This is a genomic window from Phyllobacterium sp. 0TCS1.6A, from assembly GCF_026420825.1.
Classification (GTDB): Bacteria; Pseudomonadota; Alphaproteobacteria; order Rhizobiales; family Rhizobiaceae; genus Phyllobacterium.
In genome coordinates, this window is the sequence record NZ_JAPMAB010000008.1 from 65597 (window position 1) to 87161 (window position 21565).

The 21565-nt window shown below is 55.4% G+C and carries 16 protein-coding genes; 14 read left to right on the top strand and 2 right to left on the bottom strand.

The window, feature by feature from the left end; translation table 11 throughout:
- The 6 genes from OSJ75_RS16880 to fhuB form a co-directional block, all read left to right on the top strand.
- On the top strand, positions 1–2467 hold a 2467-nt coding region (locus OSJ75_RS16880; protein WP_267228840.1), incomplete at its 5' end, for an autotransporter outer membrane beta-barrel domain-containing protein.
- 330 nt (positions 2468–2797) lie between these two features.
- Positions 2798–3304, top strand: coding sequence for an RNA polymerase sigma factor (locus tag OSJ75_RS16885; RefSeq protein ID WP_267228841.1), 507 nt, complete (start codon positions 2798–2800; stop codon positions 3302–3304).
- A gap of 77 nt (positions 3305–3381) precedes the next feature.
- Positions 3382–4356 carry a FecR family protein gene (locus OSJ75_RS16890; protein WP_267228842.1) on the top strand — a complete coding sequence of 325 codons (975 nt, stop codon included), beginning with the start codon at positions 3382–3384 and terminating at the stop codon, positions 4354–4356.
- A 150-nt stretch (positions 4357–4506) separates the two neighbouring features.
- Complete coding sequence (locus tag OSJ75_RS16895) at positions 4507–6936, top strand: TonB-dependent siderophore receptor (RefSeq protein ID WP_267228843.1); 2430 nt, start codon at positions 4507–4509, stop codon at positions 6934–6936.
- Entirely contained in the window at positions 6930–7835 is a 906-nt protein-coding gene (locus tag OSJ75_RS16900) for an ABC transporter substrate-binding protein (RefSeq protein WP_267228844.1), read from the top strand. The genes OSJ75_RS16895 and OSJ75_RS16900 overlap by 7 nt, the downstream gene beginning before the upstream one ends.
- Positions 7832–9844 carry a Fe(3+)-hydroxamate ABC transporter permease FhuB gene (gene fhuB, locus OSJ75_RS16905; RefSeq protein WP_267228845.1) on the top strand — a complete coding sequence of 671 codons (2013 nt, stop codon included), beginning with the start codon at positions 7832–7834 and terminating at the stop codon, positions 9842–9844. The genes OSJ75_RS16900 and fhuB overlap by 4 nt, the downstream gene beginning before the upstream one ends.
- Positions 9845–10129: 285 nt before the next feature.
- Here the strand turns inward: fhuB and OSJ75_RS16910 are convergent, their stop codons facing one another.
- Entirely contained in the window at positions 10130–11164 is a 1035-nt protein-coding gene (locus OSJ75_RS16910) for a tyrosine-type recombinase/integrase (protein WP_267228846.1), read from the bottom strand.
- A gap of 273 nt (positions 11165–11437) precedes the next feature.
- Between OSJ75_RS16910 and OSJ75_RS16915 the strand changes: the two genes are divergently transcribed.
- The 5 genes from OSJ75_RS16915 (at position 11438) to OSJ75_RS16935 (ending at position 15240) form a co-directional block, all read left to right on the top strand.
- The gene (locus OSJ75_RS16915; protein ID WP_267228847.1) at positions 11438–11851 is read left to right on the top strand and encodes a helix-turn-helix domain-containing protein; all 414 of its coding nucleotides are present in this window, start codon (positions 11438–11440) and stop codon (positions 11849–11851) included.
- 10 nt (positions 11852–11861) lie between these two features.
- Positions 11862–12227, top strand: coding sequence for a hypothetical protein (locus OSJ75_RS16920; protein WP_267228848.1), 366 nt, complete (start codon positions 11862–11864; stop codon positions 12225–12227).
- A gap of 255 nt (positions 12228–12482) precedes the next feature.
- Positions 12483–12659, top strand: a complete 177-nt coding sequence (locus OSJ75_RS16925) for a hypothetical protein (protein WP_267228849.1) — start codon at positions 12483–12485, stop codon at positions 12657–12659.
- Positions 12656–14242, top strand: a complete 1587-nt coding sequence (locus OSJ75_RS16930; RefSeq protein ID WP_267228850.1) for an Eco57I restriction-modification methylase domain-containing protein — start codon at positions 12656–12658, stop codon at positions 14240–14242. The genes OSJ75_RS16925 and OSJ75_RS16930 overlap by 4 nt, the downstream gene beginning before the upstream one ends.
- Positions 14239–15240 carry a XamI family restriction endonuclease gene (locus OSJ75_RS16935; RefSeq protein ID WP_267228851.1) on the top strand — a complete coding sequence of 334 codons (1002 nt, stop codon included), beginning with the start codon at positions 14239–14241 and terminating at the stop codon, positions 15238–15240. The genes OSJ75_RS16930 and OSJ75_RS16935 overlap by 4 nt, the downstream gene beginning before the upstream one ends.
- 92 nt (positions 15241–15332) lie before the next feature.
- Here the strand turns inward: OSJ75_RS16935 and OSJ75_RS16940 are convergent, their stop codons facing one another.
- Positions 15333–15557, bottom strand: coding sequence for a hypothetical protein (locus tag OSJ75_RS16940; RefSeq protein ID WP_267228852.1), 225 nt, complete (start codon positions 15555–15557; stop codon positions 15333–15335).
- A gap of 718 nt (positions 15558–16275) precedes the next feature.
- Here OSJ75_RS16940 and OSJ75_RS16945 point away from each other — a divergent pair.
- From OSJ75_RS16945 to OSJ75_RS16955, 3 genes are all read left to right on the top strand, one after another.
- Positions 16276–17532 carry a hypothetical protein gene (locus tag OSJ75_RS16945; protein WP_267228853.1) on the top strand — a complete coding sequence of 419 codons (1257 nt, stop codon included), beginning with the start codon at positions 16276–16278 and terminating at the stop codon, positions 17530–17532.
- A gap of 18 nt (positions 17533–17550) precedes the next feature.
- Positions 17551–18351, top strand: coding sequence for a metallophosphoesterase (locus OSJ75_RS16950; protein WP_267228854.1), 801 nt, complete (start codon positions 17551–17553; stop codon positions 18349–18351).
- An 809-nt stretch (positions 18352–19160) separates the two neighbouring features.
- Positions 19161–21458, top strand: a complete 2298-nt coding sequence (locus OSJ75_RS16955) for a DotA/TraY family protein (protein WP_267228855.1) — start codon at positions 19161–19163, stop codon at positions 21456–21458.
- The last annotated feature ends 107 nt before the right edge of the window (positions 21459–21565 follow it).

A 21565-nucleotide genomic window follows, 5' to 3' on the forward strand; every position in this document is an offset into this window, starting at 1 on the left:
GATCGATGCCCAGAAGCCCTATCTGAGCACGGCGCAACTTGAGGCACTTCCCGCTGCCCAGGAGGCGCGCAAGCTTGAACTGCAACTCGCAGACGACAAGAAGCTGGCGGAAGGCGAGCCGGCGCAGATCGCCGAACTGTCGGACGACACACGCGAGCGGGTCAAGCTGCATCTGACGCCGGAGAAGCTTGCTGAAGTCGAAAAGGTGGAAAACGACCAGGCGAAGACGGGGGAGCAACTCGTTGCAATGTCGAAGGACGAGCGCGATGCGATCCAGGTCAATCTGACGGATGCGCAGAAGACGGCGGAACAGGAAAAGATCGACGCGATCAGGGCGATGTCGCCTGCCGATCTTGCCCGCCAGTCCGAAGCGACGCTGGCGATCTACAAGCGTCATTTGACGCAGGAGCAGACGGACGCTCTTCCGGCGGCGCGCCAATTGCTCGCAGACGACAAGAAGCTGGCGAAAGGCACGCCGGCGCAGATCGCCGAGCTGCCGGTTGAGACACGCAAGCGGGTCAAGGCGGAGCTTGCCCAGGACAACAAGGACAAGCTCGCCGAAGTCGAAAAGGCGGAAGAAATCCAGAAGCTGACGACGGCGGAACTATTGGCGAAAACGGCTGAGGCTCTGGCGGCTGTGCAGCATTACCTGACGCCCAAGCAGATCGAGGATCTCACCGTCGCCGTCGAAGCTGCTATCATGGCAGCGAATCCGACGGACGTCGCGACCGACGGGGAAAACCCCGATGCCGAGCGTGGCGTCCTGGTGCCGCAGCCGACGCCTGTGATCGAGGAGGAGGTGACGATCGATGACGGCATGGTCCTGCTCGACAGACGCATGGGCAATGCGGTGATCAAGGATGGCGGCGTGCTTAGCGGTGCCGGCACGGTTGCCTCGCTTGCGGCGCAAGCGGGCGGCGCGGTTTCGCCGGGCCATGGCATTGGTACGATGCATGTCGAGCGCGATGCAACTTTCGACAAGGGCAGCCTGCTGGATATCGAGGTCGGGAAGGCCGGCGCCGATCAGCTCGCGGTCAAGGGCGATCTCAATCTCCTCGGCGGCGTTGTCACGCTGCGGCTCGAAGATGCGTCGCAAGCCTTGACGCCACAGGAAACCGTGGCGCTGATCGGCCAGAGCCACAAGATCGTCACCTTCGAGGGCAAGCGCTCCGGCACGTTCGACAAGGCCGAGCCTGGCTATGTCTTCATCGGAGCCACGCTCGCCTATAATCCGCATGACATCACGGCCACATTGGAGCGCAACGGCACAAGCTTCAGCACCCATGGCCGCACCGGCAACCAGCGGGCGATGCTCGACGGCATCGAATCGCTCGGCTTCGGCAATGAACTGCATGATGCCATCGTCGTGTCGAAGGACAGCGCCGCGCCATCGGCGATCGCAGCACCCCTCGTTGCAGATATCCAGGCCAATGTGAAAAGTGCGCTGATCAGCGGCAGCCGTTTCATCGCCGATGCGGCAAGTGCGCGGGTGCGGGCGGCTTTCGACGGCGTGGTAATCAAGCCGCAGCAGTCCGAAGCAGCGGGAAATGGCGCGGCGCAACGACTGGCGTTCGGACCGGAGACGGGCAAGCCCGAGGGCAGCGCGGCATTCGATCTGATGAACACGGGTTCGCTGCCGGATGCGACCACCATGGCGCTATGGGGGCAGGCCTATGGCAACTGGTCCCATGTGACCGGCGATGGCAATGCGGCGGGCTATAGCGGCAGCACCGGCGGTTTCGTCACCGGCTTCGACGGCGTCGTCGCCGACAGCTGGCGGCTCGGTATCCTTGCCGCCCATGGCGATACGTCGCTGCAGAGCGCCGGCAACAAGGCTTCGATCGACAGCTATCAGGTCGGCATCTATGGCGGAACGCAGTTCGATGCACTCGGCCTTCGCTTCGGCGCCAATATCGCCCGGCATGAAATCGACAGCAAACGCAACGCCCGTTTTGGCGAGGCGAGCAATACGCATCGTGCCTCCTACGATGCGCAGAGCGTGCAATTGTTCGGCGAAGTGGGTTACCGGATCGACCGGCCCTATGCCACGTTCGAACCATTTGCAGCGGCGAGCTATGTGCATCTGCGGTCGAGCGGCTTCACGGAAGATGGCGCGATCAGCAACTTGACCGGCATGGCAGGCTCGACCGACGTGGAGACGACGGTCCTGGGGCTGCGGGTCTCGCATGATTTCGCCATCAGTAAGAGCATGACGCTGACGGCCCGTGGCATGGTGGGCTGGAGCCACACATTCGGCGACACGACGCCGGAACAGCGCCTGTCCTTCAGAGGTGGACGGGAGTTCACGGCTCAGGGCGTGGCGACCGCGCGCAACATCGCACTGGTCGAAGCCGGTATTGACGTCAATATCGGCAGGAACACCAGCGTGGGCATTTCCTATACCGGGCAATTCTCGCCGGATGCCAAGGACAACTCCATCAAGGCGGATCTGTCGGTGCAATTCTAGCGTCCATGACGATCGGCTGGCGGGTGCAGATCCGCCAGCGGAGCTTGAGCGACGCGCGCCAGGGTCGTCGTATGGTTGGTCGCGCCGCTGCAGCACGCATTTGCTTCGAAGCTGCGTATTGGTGTTTCCGGCCGTCCTGTGTCGCCGAACTGCGGCGCCAATTATTCCATTGCATAAAGTTGACATTCTTATACAAGAATTAATCGCGGGCGTGAGGGTGAACGTCCGACCTTAGAATTTGTCTAATTATTTGTGATTGCTAGGAATTTTTTTAACGTCTTTTCAATGGAAGGTTTTCCAGGGGGAGCCACATGCGTGTAGCTGAGATCAATGAATAGTCGCGTGGGGGACATCGAGAGACTTTACAATGATGAGCATTTGCGGCTCGAACGCCAGATTCGACACAAGGTCGGATGTGCGGCGACCGCCCGTGATCTCGTACAGGATATCTTCCTGCGAATCTGGGGCCGGGCGATCGAATGTACCGGTAATCAATCGGCCTTTCTCAACCGCTGTGCGCGCAACGCTGCCATAGATCACCTCCGCGCAGAAAAGGCGCGTGCGCGTTTTCTGGAAGGCATACTTCCTGAACAATATGCAGGAGCCCAGTCAACTCCGTTGGACGAAATGGTTGTGCGGGACAGCATCCGGACAATCGATCAAACATTGGCGGCGCTGCCCACCAGGACCAGACATATCTTCCTGCTCAATCGTATACACGGTCGCAGTTTCGTGGACATCGCCGGCGCTTTCGATATCTCCGAACGTGCCGTTGCCAAGCATATGTCCCGTGCCGTTTCCGCATGCGAGATGGCGCTAGCCGACAATATGGTATGAGAGTGGGTTCCTATTGTCCGAAAGACTGTTCATGCGGATCAATGTCTTGCTGGATAAGGTGACCGATCTGAGATTTCATGAAACAATCTGACACTCATATTCGCCGTGAAGCGAGGCAGTGGTTCCTCCGATTGCGTGAAACTGGCAAGGGTGTAGATCACCAGGACTTCCAGCTTTGGCTTCAGGCGAGCGAGGAGCATGAACGTGCGTTTCGCCTGGTCGAGGAAGCATGGAATGCAACAGAGGCACCCGGCGTCCGATTGGCAGAGCAAGAGGCCGCCCAACTCTCTCGGTATCTCCAGGCAATGGACCGCGGAAAAGCACAGCGGCGGGTTTCTAAACGGTTGGGTGGCGCCGCCGCTTTACTGTGTCTCTTGCTGGGGGTCGGTCTCTGGCTTGAACAGCCCAACATTCTGCAAAATCTAACCGCCGATTATAGCTCCGGCAAAGGTGAGCGTCGAAGCATCAATCTGTCCGACGGCTCGGTCGCACTTCTTGATGCTGATAGTGCGCTTGCGGTGCACTACACAACTGATGAGCGGCGCGTTCGCCTCCTGCGGGGTGCTGTCTTTTTCGACGTGAGCCATACCGGTTTGCCGTTCATCGTCGAGACGGATTTCGGTGATATCAGGGTTCTAGGGACGCGTTTTGATGTGCGTTTGCTCGACGATGAGGGGGTCGTTACGCTTGAACGCGGCAAGGTTTTGATAGCATCTGAAAATCCGCAACAACAACCCATTCTGGAACCGGGGCAGCGGGCTCGCCTCGATCGAAAAGGCGTGGCAGCAGTCGAGAACATCAGTATCGACGATGCTTTGGCTTGGCACAATGGTCGATTTGTTTTCTATCGCGCTCGCCTTTCGGATGTCGTCAAAGAGATAGAACGATACCGTCCCGGAAGGATCGTCCTTGTAACGGCCGGCCTGGCCAGTGAACGGGTTACCGGCAGCTTTTCGCTCGGCGATCCTGATGCTGCGCTTCTATCCCTGCAAGCCAGTGTCGGGTTTCAGATCAATACGGTTGCAAACCGGCTGACGATATTGCGACCGTAAATAGAAAGCCGTTCATTTACAGCGTTCCACACTCCCCCGGATTTTTTATCTCTTTTGGTTCAGTGGACGGCCATTCCAAACGTGGAGCTTACAAAGACGGTTATGTGCGACTTGCAGCCGTCTTGCCTGGTGAAGCTAAGGGGCGGCTATATGCGCGATACGAAAATAATACAGACACAGGGCTTGTTATCGGTTGCAGTTCTTCTGCTGACGGTCAGTCCGGTTTCAATCTCCGCCGCTCAGCAAGCGCCGGTGACCCAGCAGAGATTCTCATTTCACATCGCCGCCAAACCTGTACCTCAAGGTGTGAACGATATCGGCCGGATCACAGGTCTGTCAGTTGTCTTTCGTGAAAACGCGCCCATTTCAGCATCGGGAAAGCCGCTGAACGGATCAATGACCGCGCAACAGGCCCTGGTGACATTGCTGTCGGGAACCGGTCTGACCTACCGTTTTGCAAACAACAATACCGTGATGGTTTTCAATGCAGGCAAAGTAGCAGGCAATGATGGGGTTGGTGCAGATGGATCCATCGTGCTTGAACCCATCACTATCCAGGGCCGTTCGGAACAATGGGGACGAACCGATGGTTTTGTCGCGGCGAAGAGCGTAAGTGGCACAAAGACTGACACGCCGCTTATCGAAACGCCTCAGTCGGTCACAGTCGTTTCACGGAACGAAATAGAGACGCGTCAGGCGCAAAGTGTGCCCGAAGTTCTGAGTTACACGCCAGGCGTCGTCGAACCTTTCGGGCGGTCTGGCCAGCGTGACGACATTTATTCGCGTGGATTCGCGGTGAGCCAGTATCTCAATGGCCTGAGGCTGACAGATGGGACCTGGGGCATCAATCAGATCGATCCCTATCTGCTTGAGCGTGTGGAACGAATTGGCGGCCCAGCATCGGTACTCTATGGGCAAGCTTCGCCCGGTGGCGTCATCGAGCTCGTCAGCAAGCGGCCAACCGATGAACCCCTGCACGAAGTATCATTGCAAACCGGCAGCTACGGACGTGCACAGGGAACCTTTGACTTCTCAGGTCCGGTGGACAAGGAAGGTCAGTGGTCCTACCGCATCACAGGGATTGGGCGAGTGACCGATACGCAGATCGACTATACGAGGGATCGGCGCATCGCCATCGCGCCCGCTCTGACCTGGGCGCCGGATGCAGACACGACGTTGACGTTTCTTGCCTCCTATCAGAATGATCCTGACCTCGGAAATTATTATACCTTGCCTTCGCAAGGTACTGTGCTGCGCAATCCGCTGGGCCAGATACCAACCAGCTTCTATGGTGGGGATCCAAGCTTCAACGAATATTCGCGTGAGAGTACAAGCATTGGCTATGCGTTGGAACACCGGATCAATCCGAACTGGGTTGTCCGGCAGAATCTGCGATACCGCCATATGAAAGCGGTACTCGGGGCGGTATTTGATTTCGGGTTAGGCGAGGACAACCGTACACTCAAGCGCTACGCGCTGTACGATGAGGACAAGTTGGGGCAGTTCACCGTCGACAACCAGTCGGAGTTCAAATTCGACACAGGCCCGCTTCAGCATACTCTGCTGATGGGTCTGGACTATCAGCGCACCACGCTGGAACAGACTTATGGCTTGAACTTCGGCCTACCCGGTCTGGATATATTCAAGCCGGTATATAATATCGGTATAACGCGACCTGCCATCAGCGGGCACACCGACCAAGTCCGCAGCCAGTTGGGGATTTATGCGCAGGATCAGTTGAAGATCGACAATCTCTCGATTGTTGGCGGTTTGCGCCAGGACTGGATAAGCGGCAAAACAACGAACAAGATCGAAGGGGTCGTTACCGATGATGCGGATGATAACGCACTGACGGGACGCATTGGCGCGGTCTACATGTTCAGCAATGGCCTCGCGCCATATATTAGCTACTCAACCTCGTTCCAACCGACCGGAGGTACCGACGCCAACAAAAATGCCTTCAAGCCGACCGAAGGCAAGCAATACGAAGCCGGCGTCAAATATCAGCCGGATGGATACGAGAGTTTCATCACGGCTGCGGTATTCGATCTGAAGCAGACAAATGTCAAGACGACAGATCCAGACAATCCCACCTTCAGCAACCAGATTGGTGAAGTCCATGCAAGGGGTGTGGAACTGTCCGCCGTCGCCAGCGTGTTGGATAATCTCAATGTGCGGGCGAGCTACACCCATATCACCAATGTTGTATCAAGGTCGCTCGATCCCAGCTGGGTTGGCAATGATCTAGTTGGCCTGCCGCGCGACATGGCGTCAATATGGGCCGATTACACTTTTGCGGAGGGCAAGGCATCGGGGCTCAAGCTTGGGTTGGGGATCCGGTACGAAGGCAAGCGAAATGGCAATGAGACGAACACGCTGACCATTCCAGCTTTCACATTGGTGGATGCGGCAATCGGTTATGACTTCGGTATTGCGAATAGCAAGTTGAAGGGGTGGAACGTTGCGCTTAATGCCACCAATCTCTTCGACAAGAAATACGTTGCATCGTGTAATGGCGACACGATTTGTTATTACGGACTGCGTCGCAGTGTTCTGGGTACTATGTCCTATAAATGGTAACATGGCTTGCCGTTTTGAATCGCCGGCGATTTCTCCATGTGTCGGCCGGCCTGCCACTCGGCTGTACTATTGCCACAGCCAAGGCGGCGCCCAGCACGCCAAAGCCTGACCGTATCGCCGTCCTTGACTGGACCCTGGCGGAGATGGCTTTGCAACTTGGTTTGAACACGGTGGCATTGACCGAGACCGATGGCTATCATCAATGGGTTGGTTTGCCGAAACTTCCTGCCAGCACGGTCGAGCTCGGTCTACGCTCGACCCCCAACCTCGAGATGCTCATACAGGTCAAGCCTGATCTCATCCTCTTGAACGAAGGTCAGGCGGGTGCGATACCCGCGCTTGCACTCATTGCGCCCTGTATTTCAGCCGCGATCTATACGTCGAATGGTCAACCTTATGTCAAGGCGCAATCTGAACTTCGACGTTTGGGCGCTTTGTTCGGCAGAAGCGAGGCCGCCGAAATAGCAATCAACCTGGCGGAGGCAGCCATTGTTCGAGGTCGCGCCACGATGCGAGGCTATGCAAGGCCGGTCTATCTCGCCCGCTTCATCGACGAACGCAATGTGATGGTCTTTGGCCGGAACAGCCTATTTCAGGACGTGTTGGATCGCATGGGTGTCATCAATGCGTGGACCGGGAAAACCAATCCATGGGGATATGCCATTGTCGGTATAGACCGGCTGGCCAGCGCAAACGAGGCACATCTTCTCTATCTCGGGCTCAGCGATACTGACCTGATCCAGGTGGAAGCGAAAAGTGCGGTATGGAGGAACCTGCCGTTTGTCCGGCACAATCGCATCAGCGTGTTACCCGGCATGTGGTTCTTCGGTGCGGTAGCAAGCGCGGAAAAGTTTGCTCATGGTGTCGTCGCCGCCCTGCCCAGCGGCGGTGTTCCATGATCGTCGATCGAATACCGCCCGCCCGCCCAAGGCTTATCTATTCAAAGTTGACCGGTAGAGGCGCCCTGTTCTTGTTGGGGGTGTTCGCACTGATGCTGACTATCGGCAACGCAGAGAGAATCATGCCGGGTGGGCGATGGACGGCTGCGATCCTTTCGCCTGACAGCAGTGACATAAACCAGATCATCATCCACCACGGTTTCATCCCCCGCCTCGTTGTTGCAGCCCTCTGCGGCTGGGCACTGGGTCTCGCGGGTTCCATTTTCCAGCATGTCCTACGCAATCGGATAGCTGAGCCGACAACGCTTGGCGTATCTGCCGGCGCGCAACTGGCGCTGGTAATTGCTGCTCTATGGGCTCCGGGAGTGCTGGAATTCAGCCGGGAAATGGTGGCCTTCTGCGGTTCAATGGTCGCTTTGCTGATCGTATTCGCCGTGGCCTGGGATAAAGCATTGTCACCGGACAGGCTGACCCTGGCCGGCCTTTTTGTCTGCTTGTATTTTGGGGCGCTGGGCACCCTTTTCTATCTGCTGGATCAGGAAGCGATCCGTTCGTATTTCATTTGGGGCAGTGGCTCTCTGATTCAGAATGACTGGTCTGGCGCGTTCTATCTTTTGCCTCGAATTGTGGTCGCGTCGGTTCTTGCCATCGTCTTCGCAAGGCCGTTTGGTTTGCTTACGCTCAACGATGACTGCGCGACAAACCTTGGCATGAACGTATTCCTCGGTCGCCTGTCCGCCCTTGCCATAGCAACTGGTATTTCCGCCGTTGTCGTGAGTGCGGTAGGTGTGATTGGGTTCATAGGCATGGCAGCTCCGACGCTCGCCCACCTCTCGGGCGCAAGGCGATTTAGCGACGAGATATTTGTATCGCCGATGATAGGCGCCTTGCTCCTCTGGTTTGCTGATCAAGGTGTGCAGGCGCTTGCTCAGGATGGAATGGAAATACCTACGGGCGTTGCCGTTGCATTTCTTGGTGCACCATTGCTGGTGTGGCTGATTGCGAGGTCTCGCTCTGCCGAGCCGTTGCCGCAACGGCTAGTCCCACCCCGGCGCATGACTCGCCCATCTGTCTGGATAACAGTTATGAGCATTCTGCTTGCCACTGTCGTCTGGTTGAGCCTGCATTTGGGGCAAGGACCACAAGGCCTGCATCTCAGTACGTCGTCCGAACTGGTTCAGCTCTATCCGTTTCGTTTTCCGCGCGTATTGGCATCGTGTTCTGCAGGGGCCATGCTGGCGATTGCGGGGATATTGATGCAGCGACTCACGGGAAACTCCATGGCTTCGCCGGAATTTCTTGGGATTTCATCTGGCGCTTGCTTCGGTGTCATCGTGGTCATTTTCGCAACGTCGACCGTCGATTTGACAAGTCTCATGATCGGCGCTGATGTGGGCGCCTTTCTCGCCTTACTCGTGGCATTGATACTGGCCAGGCGTCATAATTTTTCTCCAAATCGACTGTTGCTGACAGGAATGGGGATTGGAACCGCACTGTCCGCCTTGGTCACTTTGCTGATTGCGAGCGGTGATCCTCGAATGCAAATGCTGCTCGGCTGGATGGCTGGATCAACTTATTATGTCGGTGAGCAACAAGCCAAAGCCGCCTTCGTTTCCTGTATTGTTCTATTGGCCATGGCAGCATCGATGTCGCGCTGGCTTGAGCTTTTGCCACTCGGCGATGCGGTCAGGCAAGCCGTCGGATTGAGCTTGGGCCGAAGTCGTTTGGCTATCGTTCTTGTAGCCGCCTTATTGACGGCCGCCGGCACCCTTGTCGTGGGACCTTTGAGTTTCGTGGGGCTGCTTGGCCCGCATTTGGTTAAACTTAGCGGTATCGGGCGACCGCTTCCGCAGCTATTGGCGGCAGCTGTCACGGGCGCGCTCATTATGACCGTTGCAGATTGGTTGGGCCGCACGTTGATATTTCCCTTCGACATACCTGCGGGGCTATTCGCCACCTTTCTCGGCGGGCCGATTCTGCTGATCCTGATGTGGTGCAGAGGCCGTTGAACAAGTTTGGGGGGATCGGGCTATCAGTATTAGGAAATCATCCACGTCGATGCCGACGCTGCGGCCACCACGCTGACCAGCAGTTCTCAAATAGCCATATCGAGGAATATTTGGCGCACCCGACAGGATTCGAACCTGTGACCTCTGCCTTCGGAGGAAGGTCGATATTGCTATATCTATTTGATGTCATTTAATAATCTCCATTTTACTATTTCACAAAAGTACTCGATTTTTCCTGGATTTGCCTTGTTGGTTTCAATGAAGTGTGTACATTTTGCGTACCGGCTAGAAGCGGTCCGCCAGGTCTTTGATGTGTTGTGGATGGTGGTGCGCATAGACCCTGCCCAAAGTTGGAACCGACATATTGAGATACGCCGAAGCATCGATCATTTTTTCGCCGCGTTGAGCGAGCCAGCTAGCACAAGTGTGGCGCAATGTGTGTGGTGTGACTTCCTTGAGGTCGGCACGTTTGCAGGCCGCTCTAAACCCTTTTACAACGCTCCCGATATGCGTATTCGGTTGCGTTTTTTGGTGGAAAACAAAGTGGCTTTTCCCTGCCGACATTCGATAACGGCGCAGAAGATGACCGTACAACTTGCGACCAATCGGAATGTGGGCTCGACGTTTGTTGGTCTCTTGAGCTGCTGATTTGTTGAAATCGATTGTACGCCGTTCAAAATCGATCTGAGACCATTCAAGCTCCATCAACGCACTTGTCCGCGCTCCAGTGTACAAGGCCATCAAGATGAAGAGTGTCAATGGAAAGCGGCTTCGGTATTCTTGTCGAGCTGCTCGCAAAAGCCGAGCTGCTTCCTGACGCGTAAGCCACCTCCTTTTCGGCTGGCTTTCTCTTGGCAATTCTATTTTTCCAAAAGGTACCATTCTGTTCATCGCCACCGCATGATTGAGTGCAGCCCGCAAGCAAGAGAGCTCACGACGGACCGTTGATTGGGAGCGGTTCGCCGATCGCAAATATCGCTTAAGCGTTTCCCGATTGATGTGATCCACCGTCTTCTCACCCCAAAATGCGAGCAAATGTGTCATAGCGTAACCGAGCCGTGTCGCAGCCGCTCGTTCATCGGCCTTAAAGTCTGCATAGTCGGCTAGCACTTCCGCTATAAGCACACGGCGATGTTCTTGAGGTCGTCCGACGCCGCGCCGTTCCTTCAAGAATTCTTCGAGAACCTCCTCAGCTTCTCTGCTGTCTGCTGCGCCCGTTGAACGATCTTTTTGCTTTCCATCGTCGTCGATGAAGCGAATGAAATAGAAGGGCTTACCTTTTCGCGTGACGAGGCGCGGTCCAGTTCTGCGTCGTGGCATGGCAGTATTTCCGTCATTTCCAAGTATTCTTCGATCGAGCCGAACGGGATGAAATATCTACCGCGAACTTTGTGATGCCGGAGTTGCTTGTCGGCGATCAGATTTCTAATGCGACGCTCCGGCCAACCAATTCGGCGTGCTAGCTGCTTGGGAGATTCAAGAGTGCTGGTCATTTCAATGTCGCCTCCATGCGTGTACCATTTCGGTATGAATGGGCCCGAATCAGGATAAATAGATCCAATCGTGCCTAAATGGAACACAAATGGATACCATATGCAAGAGCTGCAATCATTGAGAAATGTCGGCAAGCGGCTTAGCGAGGTCAGAACCCGCCTCGGGATCAGTCAGATTCCGTTCGCTGAAACACTTGGGATCTCCTCAAGCGCGTATAAGAATTATGAAAGAGGTGAGCGCGAGGTTCCCCTAAAACTCATCATAGACATTTGCGAGAAGTATGAAGTTAATCCGGCTTGGCTTATTCTTGGCAAGGGCAGTGAAACGCAAGTCGATATTGGTGAAATCATCGAAGCGTCTGTAATAGCAACTCACGAATTTCTGTCTTCCGAGCATAAGAGTATTTCCCCTGAACGAAGTGGAAAGATAGTATCGCATCTCGTGAATTATGCTCTTCAGGAGGGTGAATTGACGAAAGAGTATGCAACCAGTTTTCTGAAAGCAGCAATATAGGTCGATTCAAATGAAAACACGTGAACAGTGGGTAAGAGAACTTCGAGAACTTCTCACGGAGACCAAAGAGTACGTTAACGATAACTTTCAGATACCTAACAATGGGCGCGGCGTGAAATCGAAATCGGAGGTTTCATGGCGAAAACTGCAAGGCAAATGCGCGAGCAAATACAAATTTTCGGGAATTTTGGCGTTCGTGGCAGGAGTGATGATGCTTTGGGCCGCGGAACTCCAGGTCGAATATGCAGTTTTGGCTTCGATAGTGGGCTTCAGCATTCTGGCGTTGAGTGTGGGCCTATTTGTGTCGGCCAAGAGTTTCGAGAATACGATCAAGAATGAAGGCGGATGGACCGGGCGCCCTGGTCGCTATAGCTGAGTCAGCGTCTGTTACTGCCATCCGCCCCGCCCATCCCTACGGCCCAGTGTAAGAGAGCGGGATGATCGGGGCTAGCGCTGGCCCGAAGGCGAACGCGCCTTCGTGTTGCGCCGTAGAGAGCCGAAGGGCCAAGCGAAAAGACCCTGCGGGGACCTGTTCTCGAAGTCGATATCAAATTCCTGCGCTGATGAGGTTTCTAGGATTTTAAGGAAGAATGCCTTGACAGTTTGGTCGACATGTCGACAAGATGAAAGTATGTCGACTCAGAAACTTTCAACTACCCCACGCAAAATCATCGGCCTTAGCCTGCCCCCGGAACTCGCTCGCGAGGTAAAGGCCGAGGCGGCACGACGTGGTATTTCGTTGCGCGCACTGTTCGAAGAAATCTGGTCGCAATATCAAAAAGCTAAGTCGTCCAAGGCTAAATCATGATCGCGAGCGAGAGCCAGCTTGCGGCGCTCGCCTATGCCCTGACTGACGGCAAGGCGCAGCTGACCAAGGCAGAGCGTGCTATCGTCTCGGAAGAGGTTGGTTTTTCGGCAGAAACACTGGCCGCTTATCGAAAGCAAATACACGCCGGAGAGGATCCACTAGGAGAGGCATTCTGTGCCCTTCGCTCTCCTGAAAAGCGCCGGGGGCAAGGAGCCACCTATACGCCGCGCTCAATCGTGGATGCCATGGTCGCGTGGGCCGTCGATGAGACGGCGAAGCCGGTCCGTATTGTTGATCCGGGTGCGGGTAGTGGCCGATTCATTTTTGCGGCCGCCAAAGCCTTTCCAGACGCCGAGTTAGTGGCCGTCGAGATCGACCCTCTTGCGACCATCATTCTTCGGGCAAACGCTGCGGTGCTCAAGATCGCAGATCGCCTCACCGTTGCCCTCGCGGATTACCGAGCTTTCGACCTAACGCGCGTCGACGGGCCAACGCTCTATATTGGCAATCCGCCCTACGTCCGGCATCACGACATCAAACCGGTGTGGAAAGAGTGGTTTGGCACCACCGCGCGTTCCTTCGGCTTCCCGGCAAGCGGTCTTGCGGGGCTGCACGTGCATTTCTTCCTTCGCACTCGCCAATTAGCACGGCCGGGCGATTTTGGTGCGTTTATAACGGCCGCCGAATGGCTGGACGTTAACTATGGATCGGTCGTGCGCAAAATGTTGGCCGATGGCCTTGGTGGGGCCGCGTTGCACGTCATTGATCCAAAGGCACGCCCGTTCACCGACGCATTGGCAACAGGGGCGATAACCTGCTTTAGAGTTGGAAATCGACCGTCACAATTCACGATGCGGGCGGTCGACTCGCTAGACAAACTTGCGCCACTATCAGCAGGCAGCGCGGTCGAATGGTCCGACATCGAGGCCGCGCCGCGATGGTCCGCGCTCTTGCGGCAGGCTCCCTTGCTTCGAGAAGGGGAGATAGAGCTGGGCGAGCTGTTTCGCGTACATCGCGGACAAGTCACGGGCTGCAATGCGATCTGGATAGCGGGACCGGAGGCCGAAGCCCTTCCAGAGCGGTTCCTTTTTCCTTCGGTTACCAAGGCCCGCGACCTCCTTTCGGCCGGACCGAATCTGGATGATGCGACCGCGCTTAGGCAAGTCATTGATCTGCCCGTTGATCTGGATGTGTTGGACCCAGACGAGCGCAAGGCGGTGCGGTCGTTCCTGAAATGGGCTCGAAAGATGAAAGCCGATAAAGGATTCATCGCCCAACACCGGCGCGCGTGGTGGTCGGTGGGGCTTAGAGCGCCCGCACCCATCTTGTGCACCTACATGGCGCGGCGCGCACCGGCATTCGTACGAAATCATGCGGACGCCCGTCATCTGAACATTGCGCACGGCCTTTACCCAGTGCAGCCTCTTTCCGAGGCCGCACTAGACGACATCACTCGCCACTTGAATGAAACCGCTTGCATGTCGAGCGGTCGAACCTATGCGGGCGGCCTCGTTAAGTTCGAGCCGGGGGAGGTGTCCCGACTCCGTATTCCCGATGTTTCATCCCTTGGCGCATCAGCATGACGATTTCGAATGTCAGCCCCACTCCCTTGGTATGGACTGAAACAGAGCTGGAAACTGAGGCTCAAAAAGCGCTCGAGGAATTTGTAGAACGCCGACTTGCTGAGCCGGGCGGCAAGTATCTTGCACACGTCAATGCACGCCGCGGCGCAATGGTGCGGCTGTTCAAGGCTCTTGCTGGTGTAGACGCATCTAACCCCGATCCGGCGATGGTGCGGGCGGTCCTGCTTGACCCCCAGATGTTCGATGCACTGCGCTATGTTACCGGCCCACCTGTGTCAGAGGATGATCTAGGCGTGCTGGTGACTCGGAACGTGAAAGGGCTGAACAAGACGGATATTAAAGAGAAGGACGATATCCCAGTCGATGTTCTTAAACTGATATGCAAGCTCGCCGATCCATTCCGATTTCCGTGGGTGGCAAGTAAGCGCGTGCCGACGGGACGGGAACTGCGCACTGCGATAGCGTCCACGATGACAATGCACGCTGCACAGGCTTTACAGACAGAGCGGCGTGGCCATGGAAAGATCGTTGAGCAGCGGCTTGAAATGCGTCTTTCCGAGCTGGGTTTTGTGAAAATTTCAGGTGGGCAAAATAAACCTAAGAAGGGTGAACCGGCGTCGACATTGCCACCCTTCCCGCCACGCGGGCGCATTACGCAGCCGAGCCATCATCCGACCTATCCCTATTTCTATGGTGAGTGCGTCGTATATGGACGAAAGGTCGATTTGTTCATCGCCCTTGCTACCGGGCGGATGATCGCCCTCGAAGCAAAGGATTCCAGCTCAGGCCTTAACAGCACAAAACGGCTTTTGAACGATACTGCCGCGAAGGCGAAACACTACACCGCTGAGGCAGGTAAGAATATCATCAGTGTGGCGCTGCTTTCTGGTGTATTCAAGCTGTCCGATCTGAAGGCGGCGCAAAGTACAGGGTTGTATCTCGTTTGGGCGCATGACATGGACGGCTTTGTGGAGTGGATCAAGGCCCAGACCGCATGAGGGGTCGTGAAGCGGCGAAGCCGAGCGAAGAGAGTTCTCGACAGGGAACGGCGGTAGGATTGAAGGTACGTGCGTCGCGCTCTAACGATCCTTCAGCCACCGGGAAAATCCGACACGTCTAGTACGGAGCGTTCTTTAGCATCTCGCAAGGCTCGCTCTAGCGATCCGACAATCTCTTCTGGCCCCCCTTCGGCATCACTGAAAAACGAAATGGGTTGCTCAGTATAAGCCTTGGGTTGGCCCTTTTCGTCATAATAAACCTCGTGCAGAGCTAGATCCCCGTTTTCGTGGCGGAGGATACGATAATTCCATGTCATGAAGCCACTCCACCGGATTTAAATTCCAACACGGTTTCGAGCATCGCCAAATGCTCGTCATTCACTTCCTCTAGATGTATGGGCGGCCCTAAATTCAACCAGTCGCCTGTGCTTCCGACGGTAGCGCATGCGTTCGACTGCTGTCCTGACCGGACGGAAGCCCAAGCTCTGATCATCGGGCTCAGTGACTAGCTGTATAGCCCCACGCTCGAAGAGTTTCCATAGTTCTTGAACATGATCATCGGCCGATATCGCGACTCCGATTGCAACGGCCTCGCTTGCGGTGATCTGGAAAAGGGAATCAACCACCTTTACCATTACTTCAACCTGATTGGACGGGGTTGTGTTAATGTCCATGTGTCGTCGTTTCTGCATAGCATGCGCCACGCTCGGTCGACGCGGATTCTTGCGATCGCGCCGTAGCTTCTCTGAGTTTAATCGCCCGGTCATGCACGAGGCATACTGAGACCAGACCATGATTCTTGGCAGAAGGGCAACGCCACAGGCCAAGCGGAAATGCGGGCACGGGATTTAGTCAGAGCATGAGTGCGCAGGCGGCAGCGGTTAACAGATGGATCGCCGATGACGATTAGCGGGGTCGAGGGGAGCAGCGCCCTCGCACACTCACTTAAGCGGAGCGGTCCGGCATCGCCGGATAAGTGGTAGTGTGTTACTTTTGAAAAAAAGTAATCCTTTTTCAGGAGAGCGGAAAGTTCACATGAAAGATACCATCTATGCATCGATTCGAGTAGCAGCAATCAAAAACTTGTCACATGCTCGCGGTGGCCTCGGAGCTTCCGAACTGCATGGCAAGAGACTGGACGAAATTAGTCAAGAACGGGTTGTGAGAGCCGTCGAACCGCTTTGCTGGTCGAAGGCAGGCCACGGACTCGAACTAGAACTGACTGCCGCTTATAAAGCTCATAAGAGTGAACTTGGTGCAGTGGAACGACAGGGTGCGGCTATCGGTATGCACGTCATCGCAATCGTGTCACCAGATTGGCTGCGGGAGAACGGCGAAAGCGCGCATGATCCGGAGAACCCACGTGTTAAAGCGCTGATTAGAGAAGCGCAGGCTTGGGTGGAATCTTGGGCTGGAACTTCGTCCTGTTATGCATACCGTTTCGACATGGATGAAGCCGGATCGGGATTGGTCGATTTGTTCGTAGCTCCTGCGCGTATCCAGAAGCGAAAAACGGGAAAAGGAAACGCCGCAAAAGAGGTCAATACGATCTCGATCAGAATGGCGAAGGATGAACTGCTAAAGCAGGAACAGGCACTCGATCCGAACATCCGCAAAAGCGGTGAGGCCATGCAGTCGTCTTGGGCCAGGTGGTGCCAACAGCATCTTGACCCTCGGATTCTGCGCGGTCAGCCTAAAGCGAAAACCGGACGCGATCATATCCATGCTGAGGCTTACAAACAGGCCTATGAAGACGGTTATGCTGCCGGGGTGAAGGCGGGTGGCTTGGAAGGTTATGAGGCAGGATGGATAGAAGGCAGTGAAGAGGGGCGCCAGACTTCGCTGACCGCCGTGCAGCGAAAGCGATATGACACGCTGGCGGCGCGAGAAGCAGAGGTCGAGGCAGAAAGGCAACGGCTGGCTAGGGAGCAGCGGCAACTGGAAAAAGAGAAGGTAGAGGTCGCCAAACAGCGAAATCGCTTGTCCGAGTTGCTGCTCAAAGCCGAAAGCTATCAAGAACAGTTCGACGCGGTGTTGCCGCTCGCAGCGCGAAAAGTGCTTCCACTGCTGTTGAGGGTGCTGCGTCGCGCCATGGAAGCCGCTGGCTGGCTCGACGGGAGAGAGTACACGGCTAGCAACCCGCTAACGCCGGATGAGCGCGAACAGATCAATACTGCTGCTGGTCAAATTCGGGCGTTCAGCAGCATCGATCAGACTGCCGAAGACTTTCACAAGGCTGCCAAATCTACGAGACCGGTACAAGCGGCCCCTCCTAGTCCGGGCTTTGGATAGCAGCGTATTGTTTACATCATGAAGCTCTGGATCATGTCTGACCTGCATCAGGAATTTGCGCGACTTGCGTGGCGACCGCAGCGGGTGCCTGAACATGATGTGCTGGTACTAGCTGGTGATATTGACGTTACCTGCGAGAAGGCGATCTTTTATGCTCGGTCGATCACTGACAAGCCGGTTGTCATGGTTGCTGGAAACCATGAGTTCTATGGCCACAATCTGACAGAACAGCTGAACCACGCACAACATATCGCGGCCAAAACCGGAAATGTATCCTACCTCGAGAACAGCACGGCGATTATCGGAGATGCACGCTTCATTGGAGCGACACTATGGACGGATTTTGAGCTGTTCAGCGATTTGATGTCATGGCAGTGTCAAACCGAAGCGCTCCGGTACATGAATGATTTCAAGGTGATTGCCATCGAGGCGGATGAAATCGATCTTGAGCAGCCTCGACATGGCAGTGACGATAAAATTCACTTTACGCCTCGCCATGCAGGAAATCTGCATGACGCCAGCGTGGCCTATATCCGAGCCGAGATAGCAAAGCCTTTCACCGGCGCAACAGTCGTTTTGACGCACCATGCCCCTCATCAGAAATCGATACCAGAATACTTGCGGCACGATCTGTTATCCAGCTGCTTTGCATCCGACCTGTCGGAGCTGATCGAGAAGCAGCAGCCTGACCTATGGGTGCATGGCCATATCCATCACCAGTTTGATTACCGTGTCGCGCGCACTCGCATTGTCGCGAATCCGCGCGGGTACCCAAACGAAATGAAGGGTTTCAATGAGGAGCTGGTTGTGGAGGTCTGAGCTATCATTATTGCTGCGGTTCCTCCGCTGCCAGCGAGCTGCTAGACGTTAGCGAACCAGCTCGTTTAACTCGGATTTCACGAAGTCTGCGAGTGGTGCGCGAGTCTCGAACACACGACCCGTCATGGCCTGCCAAGCGCGATACCTGAACGCAAAGGCGTGGGTGAGGATTGGGACTGAGAAAATCCCGACCGCTATGAGCGGCGACCACGAGCCAGTGAAAGCGCCCCATGCGGCTGCCAGCGCTAGGCAGGTTAAATCGATCCGCACCAGCCGCCGCGCGTTTCGCCGATTGCGACCAGAACGTTCCGGCGCGGTTTCATCGAGCCAATGGCCATATATGATTGCCAACTCGTCCAACATGATAACTTCGCCACACTCATCGCAGCGCCGCGCCTCGGCGTGATCAGTCGGTTGAAGGTGTCCAGTCTGGCAAACCGGGCAGGATGGGCGTTCCGCCCGCAGAGCTGCACCTATCTGCGAGGCGACGAACAGATGGTCATCTTTAATAATCGAGGGTATTGGGGCGATTGGACCCCATCTGTGCGGGTTTCTACTTTGAGACATTGGCCTACCTTTCGTCGACAGAGTTCCTAATCGGACAGATTCTTCTACAATGGGGACGAAAAGGAAAGTATAATTGATCTGCGGCCTCAAATCTAAAGTTTCACATTGTTTTATTATTTCAAAACAATGTGAAACTTTTCTAGCTAGAGATTCCGCAACAATATACTATTACCTAGATGAATTGAATCTATACATTGTTTTTTAAAGTGGGAATTAATGTAAAGCTCGGTGGGGTGGGGTACATGGAAGAGCAAAATGTAGCGCAGCTTTTTACGCCGGAGGACAGTAGCGCTGCCTTGGTATTCCTGCGCCGACTGCTCGGCTGCACTTTCGATCATGTCTGGATGCCAAACAGGCAACAAGCGAATGGAAGTTGCGACAATACGAACGACATACTTGCTCTTGTGGTTACCACTGTAAATGTTGCGATGCTGGCCCTCATCGCGGTGGTCGCGACATATCTGATATTTGCGGCGTTAAAGGACACCGCCAATGACGGTGAAGTCGGCGGACGTTCGATGAATCCATCTTGGACATTGATCGGGGCCGCTCTCGCAGCGATCTTGTGTTTTCCGGCCTTCAACGGGTTTAACGCATTGCAGGTCGGAACGATGCAGGTTGCCGTATGGAGCACCGGCCTTGGCGATCAGACATGGCGAAAAGCCGGGGAAAAGATGGCGAATGCCAACGTCGTCAATTCAGCCTTTGCAAGTAAAGGCGACGAAGGCTGGTTCTATTCCGACCCCTCGACCGAGAAGGCATTGCGTGAGCAAATTGCGGCCGGGCTAGTCGCCCGTGTGGCAGGAGAAATCTGCCGGAACGCGATCGCAAAGGGCGTGGCATCGATGGCCAGCCCTAGCGGTAGCATTGAAACCGTATCACCCAACCCATCGCTCACATCCCTCGACGATGGTTACACACAGACCATGTTGACCTATCGCGCGGGCGACGGCCTCGACCAAAGTTCGGGGTTGTGCGGAGCAGTCACTGTTTCCTACGCGCTCGAAAAGGAAACGCCTTCGTCGCAAAACCTGACAGATGGGTTAGCACCAGAAAACTCAAAGAGCCAGTTGGAGATTATTAGGGCAAGTGCTCGGTTTCAGGCCGATGCCGCAAAGGCGGGCGCTGATGCGCTTCTGTCTTCCATAAAGACCGAAGGCGATAACCTTTATAAGGCCCTGTTTCCCCCAGAAGGTCGCCGATTGCGTGGCAAGGAACAGCTCACGACGATCGAAACTGCGGTGACGAATACCATAGACAAGTCAAAAAATGCCATGCGGACCGCTCTTACAAGTGCGCCCGAGGAAATCAAAAAACACACCGTCGCCGCGATGGCTGGCAATCAGGCAAATGGTTGGTTCTATGCGGTTTTGTATCAGCGAGTGCTAGTCAGCGCGACCAGTTCGCTCGGGACTCTTGGTGTAGGCGGCGTCGAAATAATTACCAGTAAACCGGTCGAAAATCTGGCGAACGTGTTTCAGTGTGGTGGCTGGCTTGGGACATCGTGCGCCAATCAGCTCGAAGTCTTCTTTAGTCAGTATAAACGCGACCTGTTGGCGTTTGCAGAGGTGGAGCCAGCATTTAGGAATGCGGCTTTAAATTCCAGCACGCATGGCGTGAATTCGATCACGGTTGGCAATGCCAATTCGGGAGGCAGCGCCCTCTCTAAATGGTTGAACGATATTATGTTGAGCTTGGCGGATGTTGAAACCTCTGGTGGTGAGGGCTATGCCGACCCAATCCCACGGCTTCAAGCAACCGGTTCAAAGATAATGGCTTATGGAGCAGGCGTCCTGTCCGCTTCGGCACTTTCGCTCGCGAAAAACCCTGTTGCAGTGGGTCTAGGTGAACTGGCTTCATTGGCTTCGCCTTTCGGCTGGGCGCTCGTGGCCGTAGGCTTCGTGCTGGCCGTCGTCGTTCCGTATATGCCGTTAGTGTATTTTTTCATCGCGGCGCTCTCATGGCTGGCCCTAGCGGTGCAGACGATCATCACAGCTCCGTTCTGGCTTATGCAGATGTTCTACCCCAACCGATCGGGTGGCATCAGCGGGACGAGTTTCGCTCGCGTGCTGATGGTCTTACTGGGTTTGTTGATCCGTCCAGCCCTCATCATCGTCGGCCTGATATTCTGTATGGTCCTGATGGGAGTTGGCATAGATTATCTCAATGGAATCATGGCGAATGCCTTCACGGCACTAGCCTATACAGGTAGCTCCCTCACTACAGGCGTCGGCAATATGGCTTTGGCGCTCGGAGGTTTCGTAATTTACATGTCGTGTGCCGTGCTTCTCGTCAGCGTTTGCTGCGGTTTCATTGATGGGGTGGCCGATTTCGTTATGGATATGGTCGAAAGCGGTGCATCGCGTATCTTCGGCTCCGAGGCGAAACACCGTTCTGACGGTGTCCTCGGCAATCCCACTTCTGTGGTTGCTGCTGGCATCGCAATCGGGCGCGGCGGCGCGCTGGCGGGCACGACTGCCCGGATAGCGACCAGAGCGCGCAACGCGTCCACCGCGATCGCTGGAACGGACAAACGCTAGGAGGCGCAGGGATCACCGCTTTTCAGAAATTACTCACTGTGTCGCTGCGGTCCATGCCGAATAGTTCACACTCACCGAGACGAAAGACAATGTAACGCCGTTCTCCA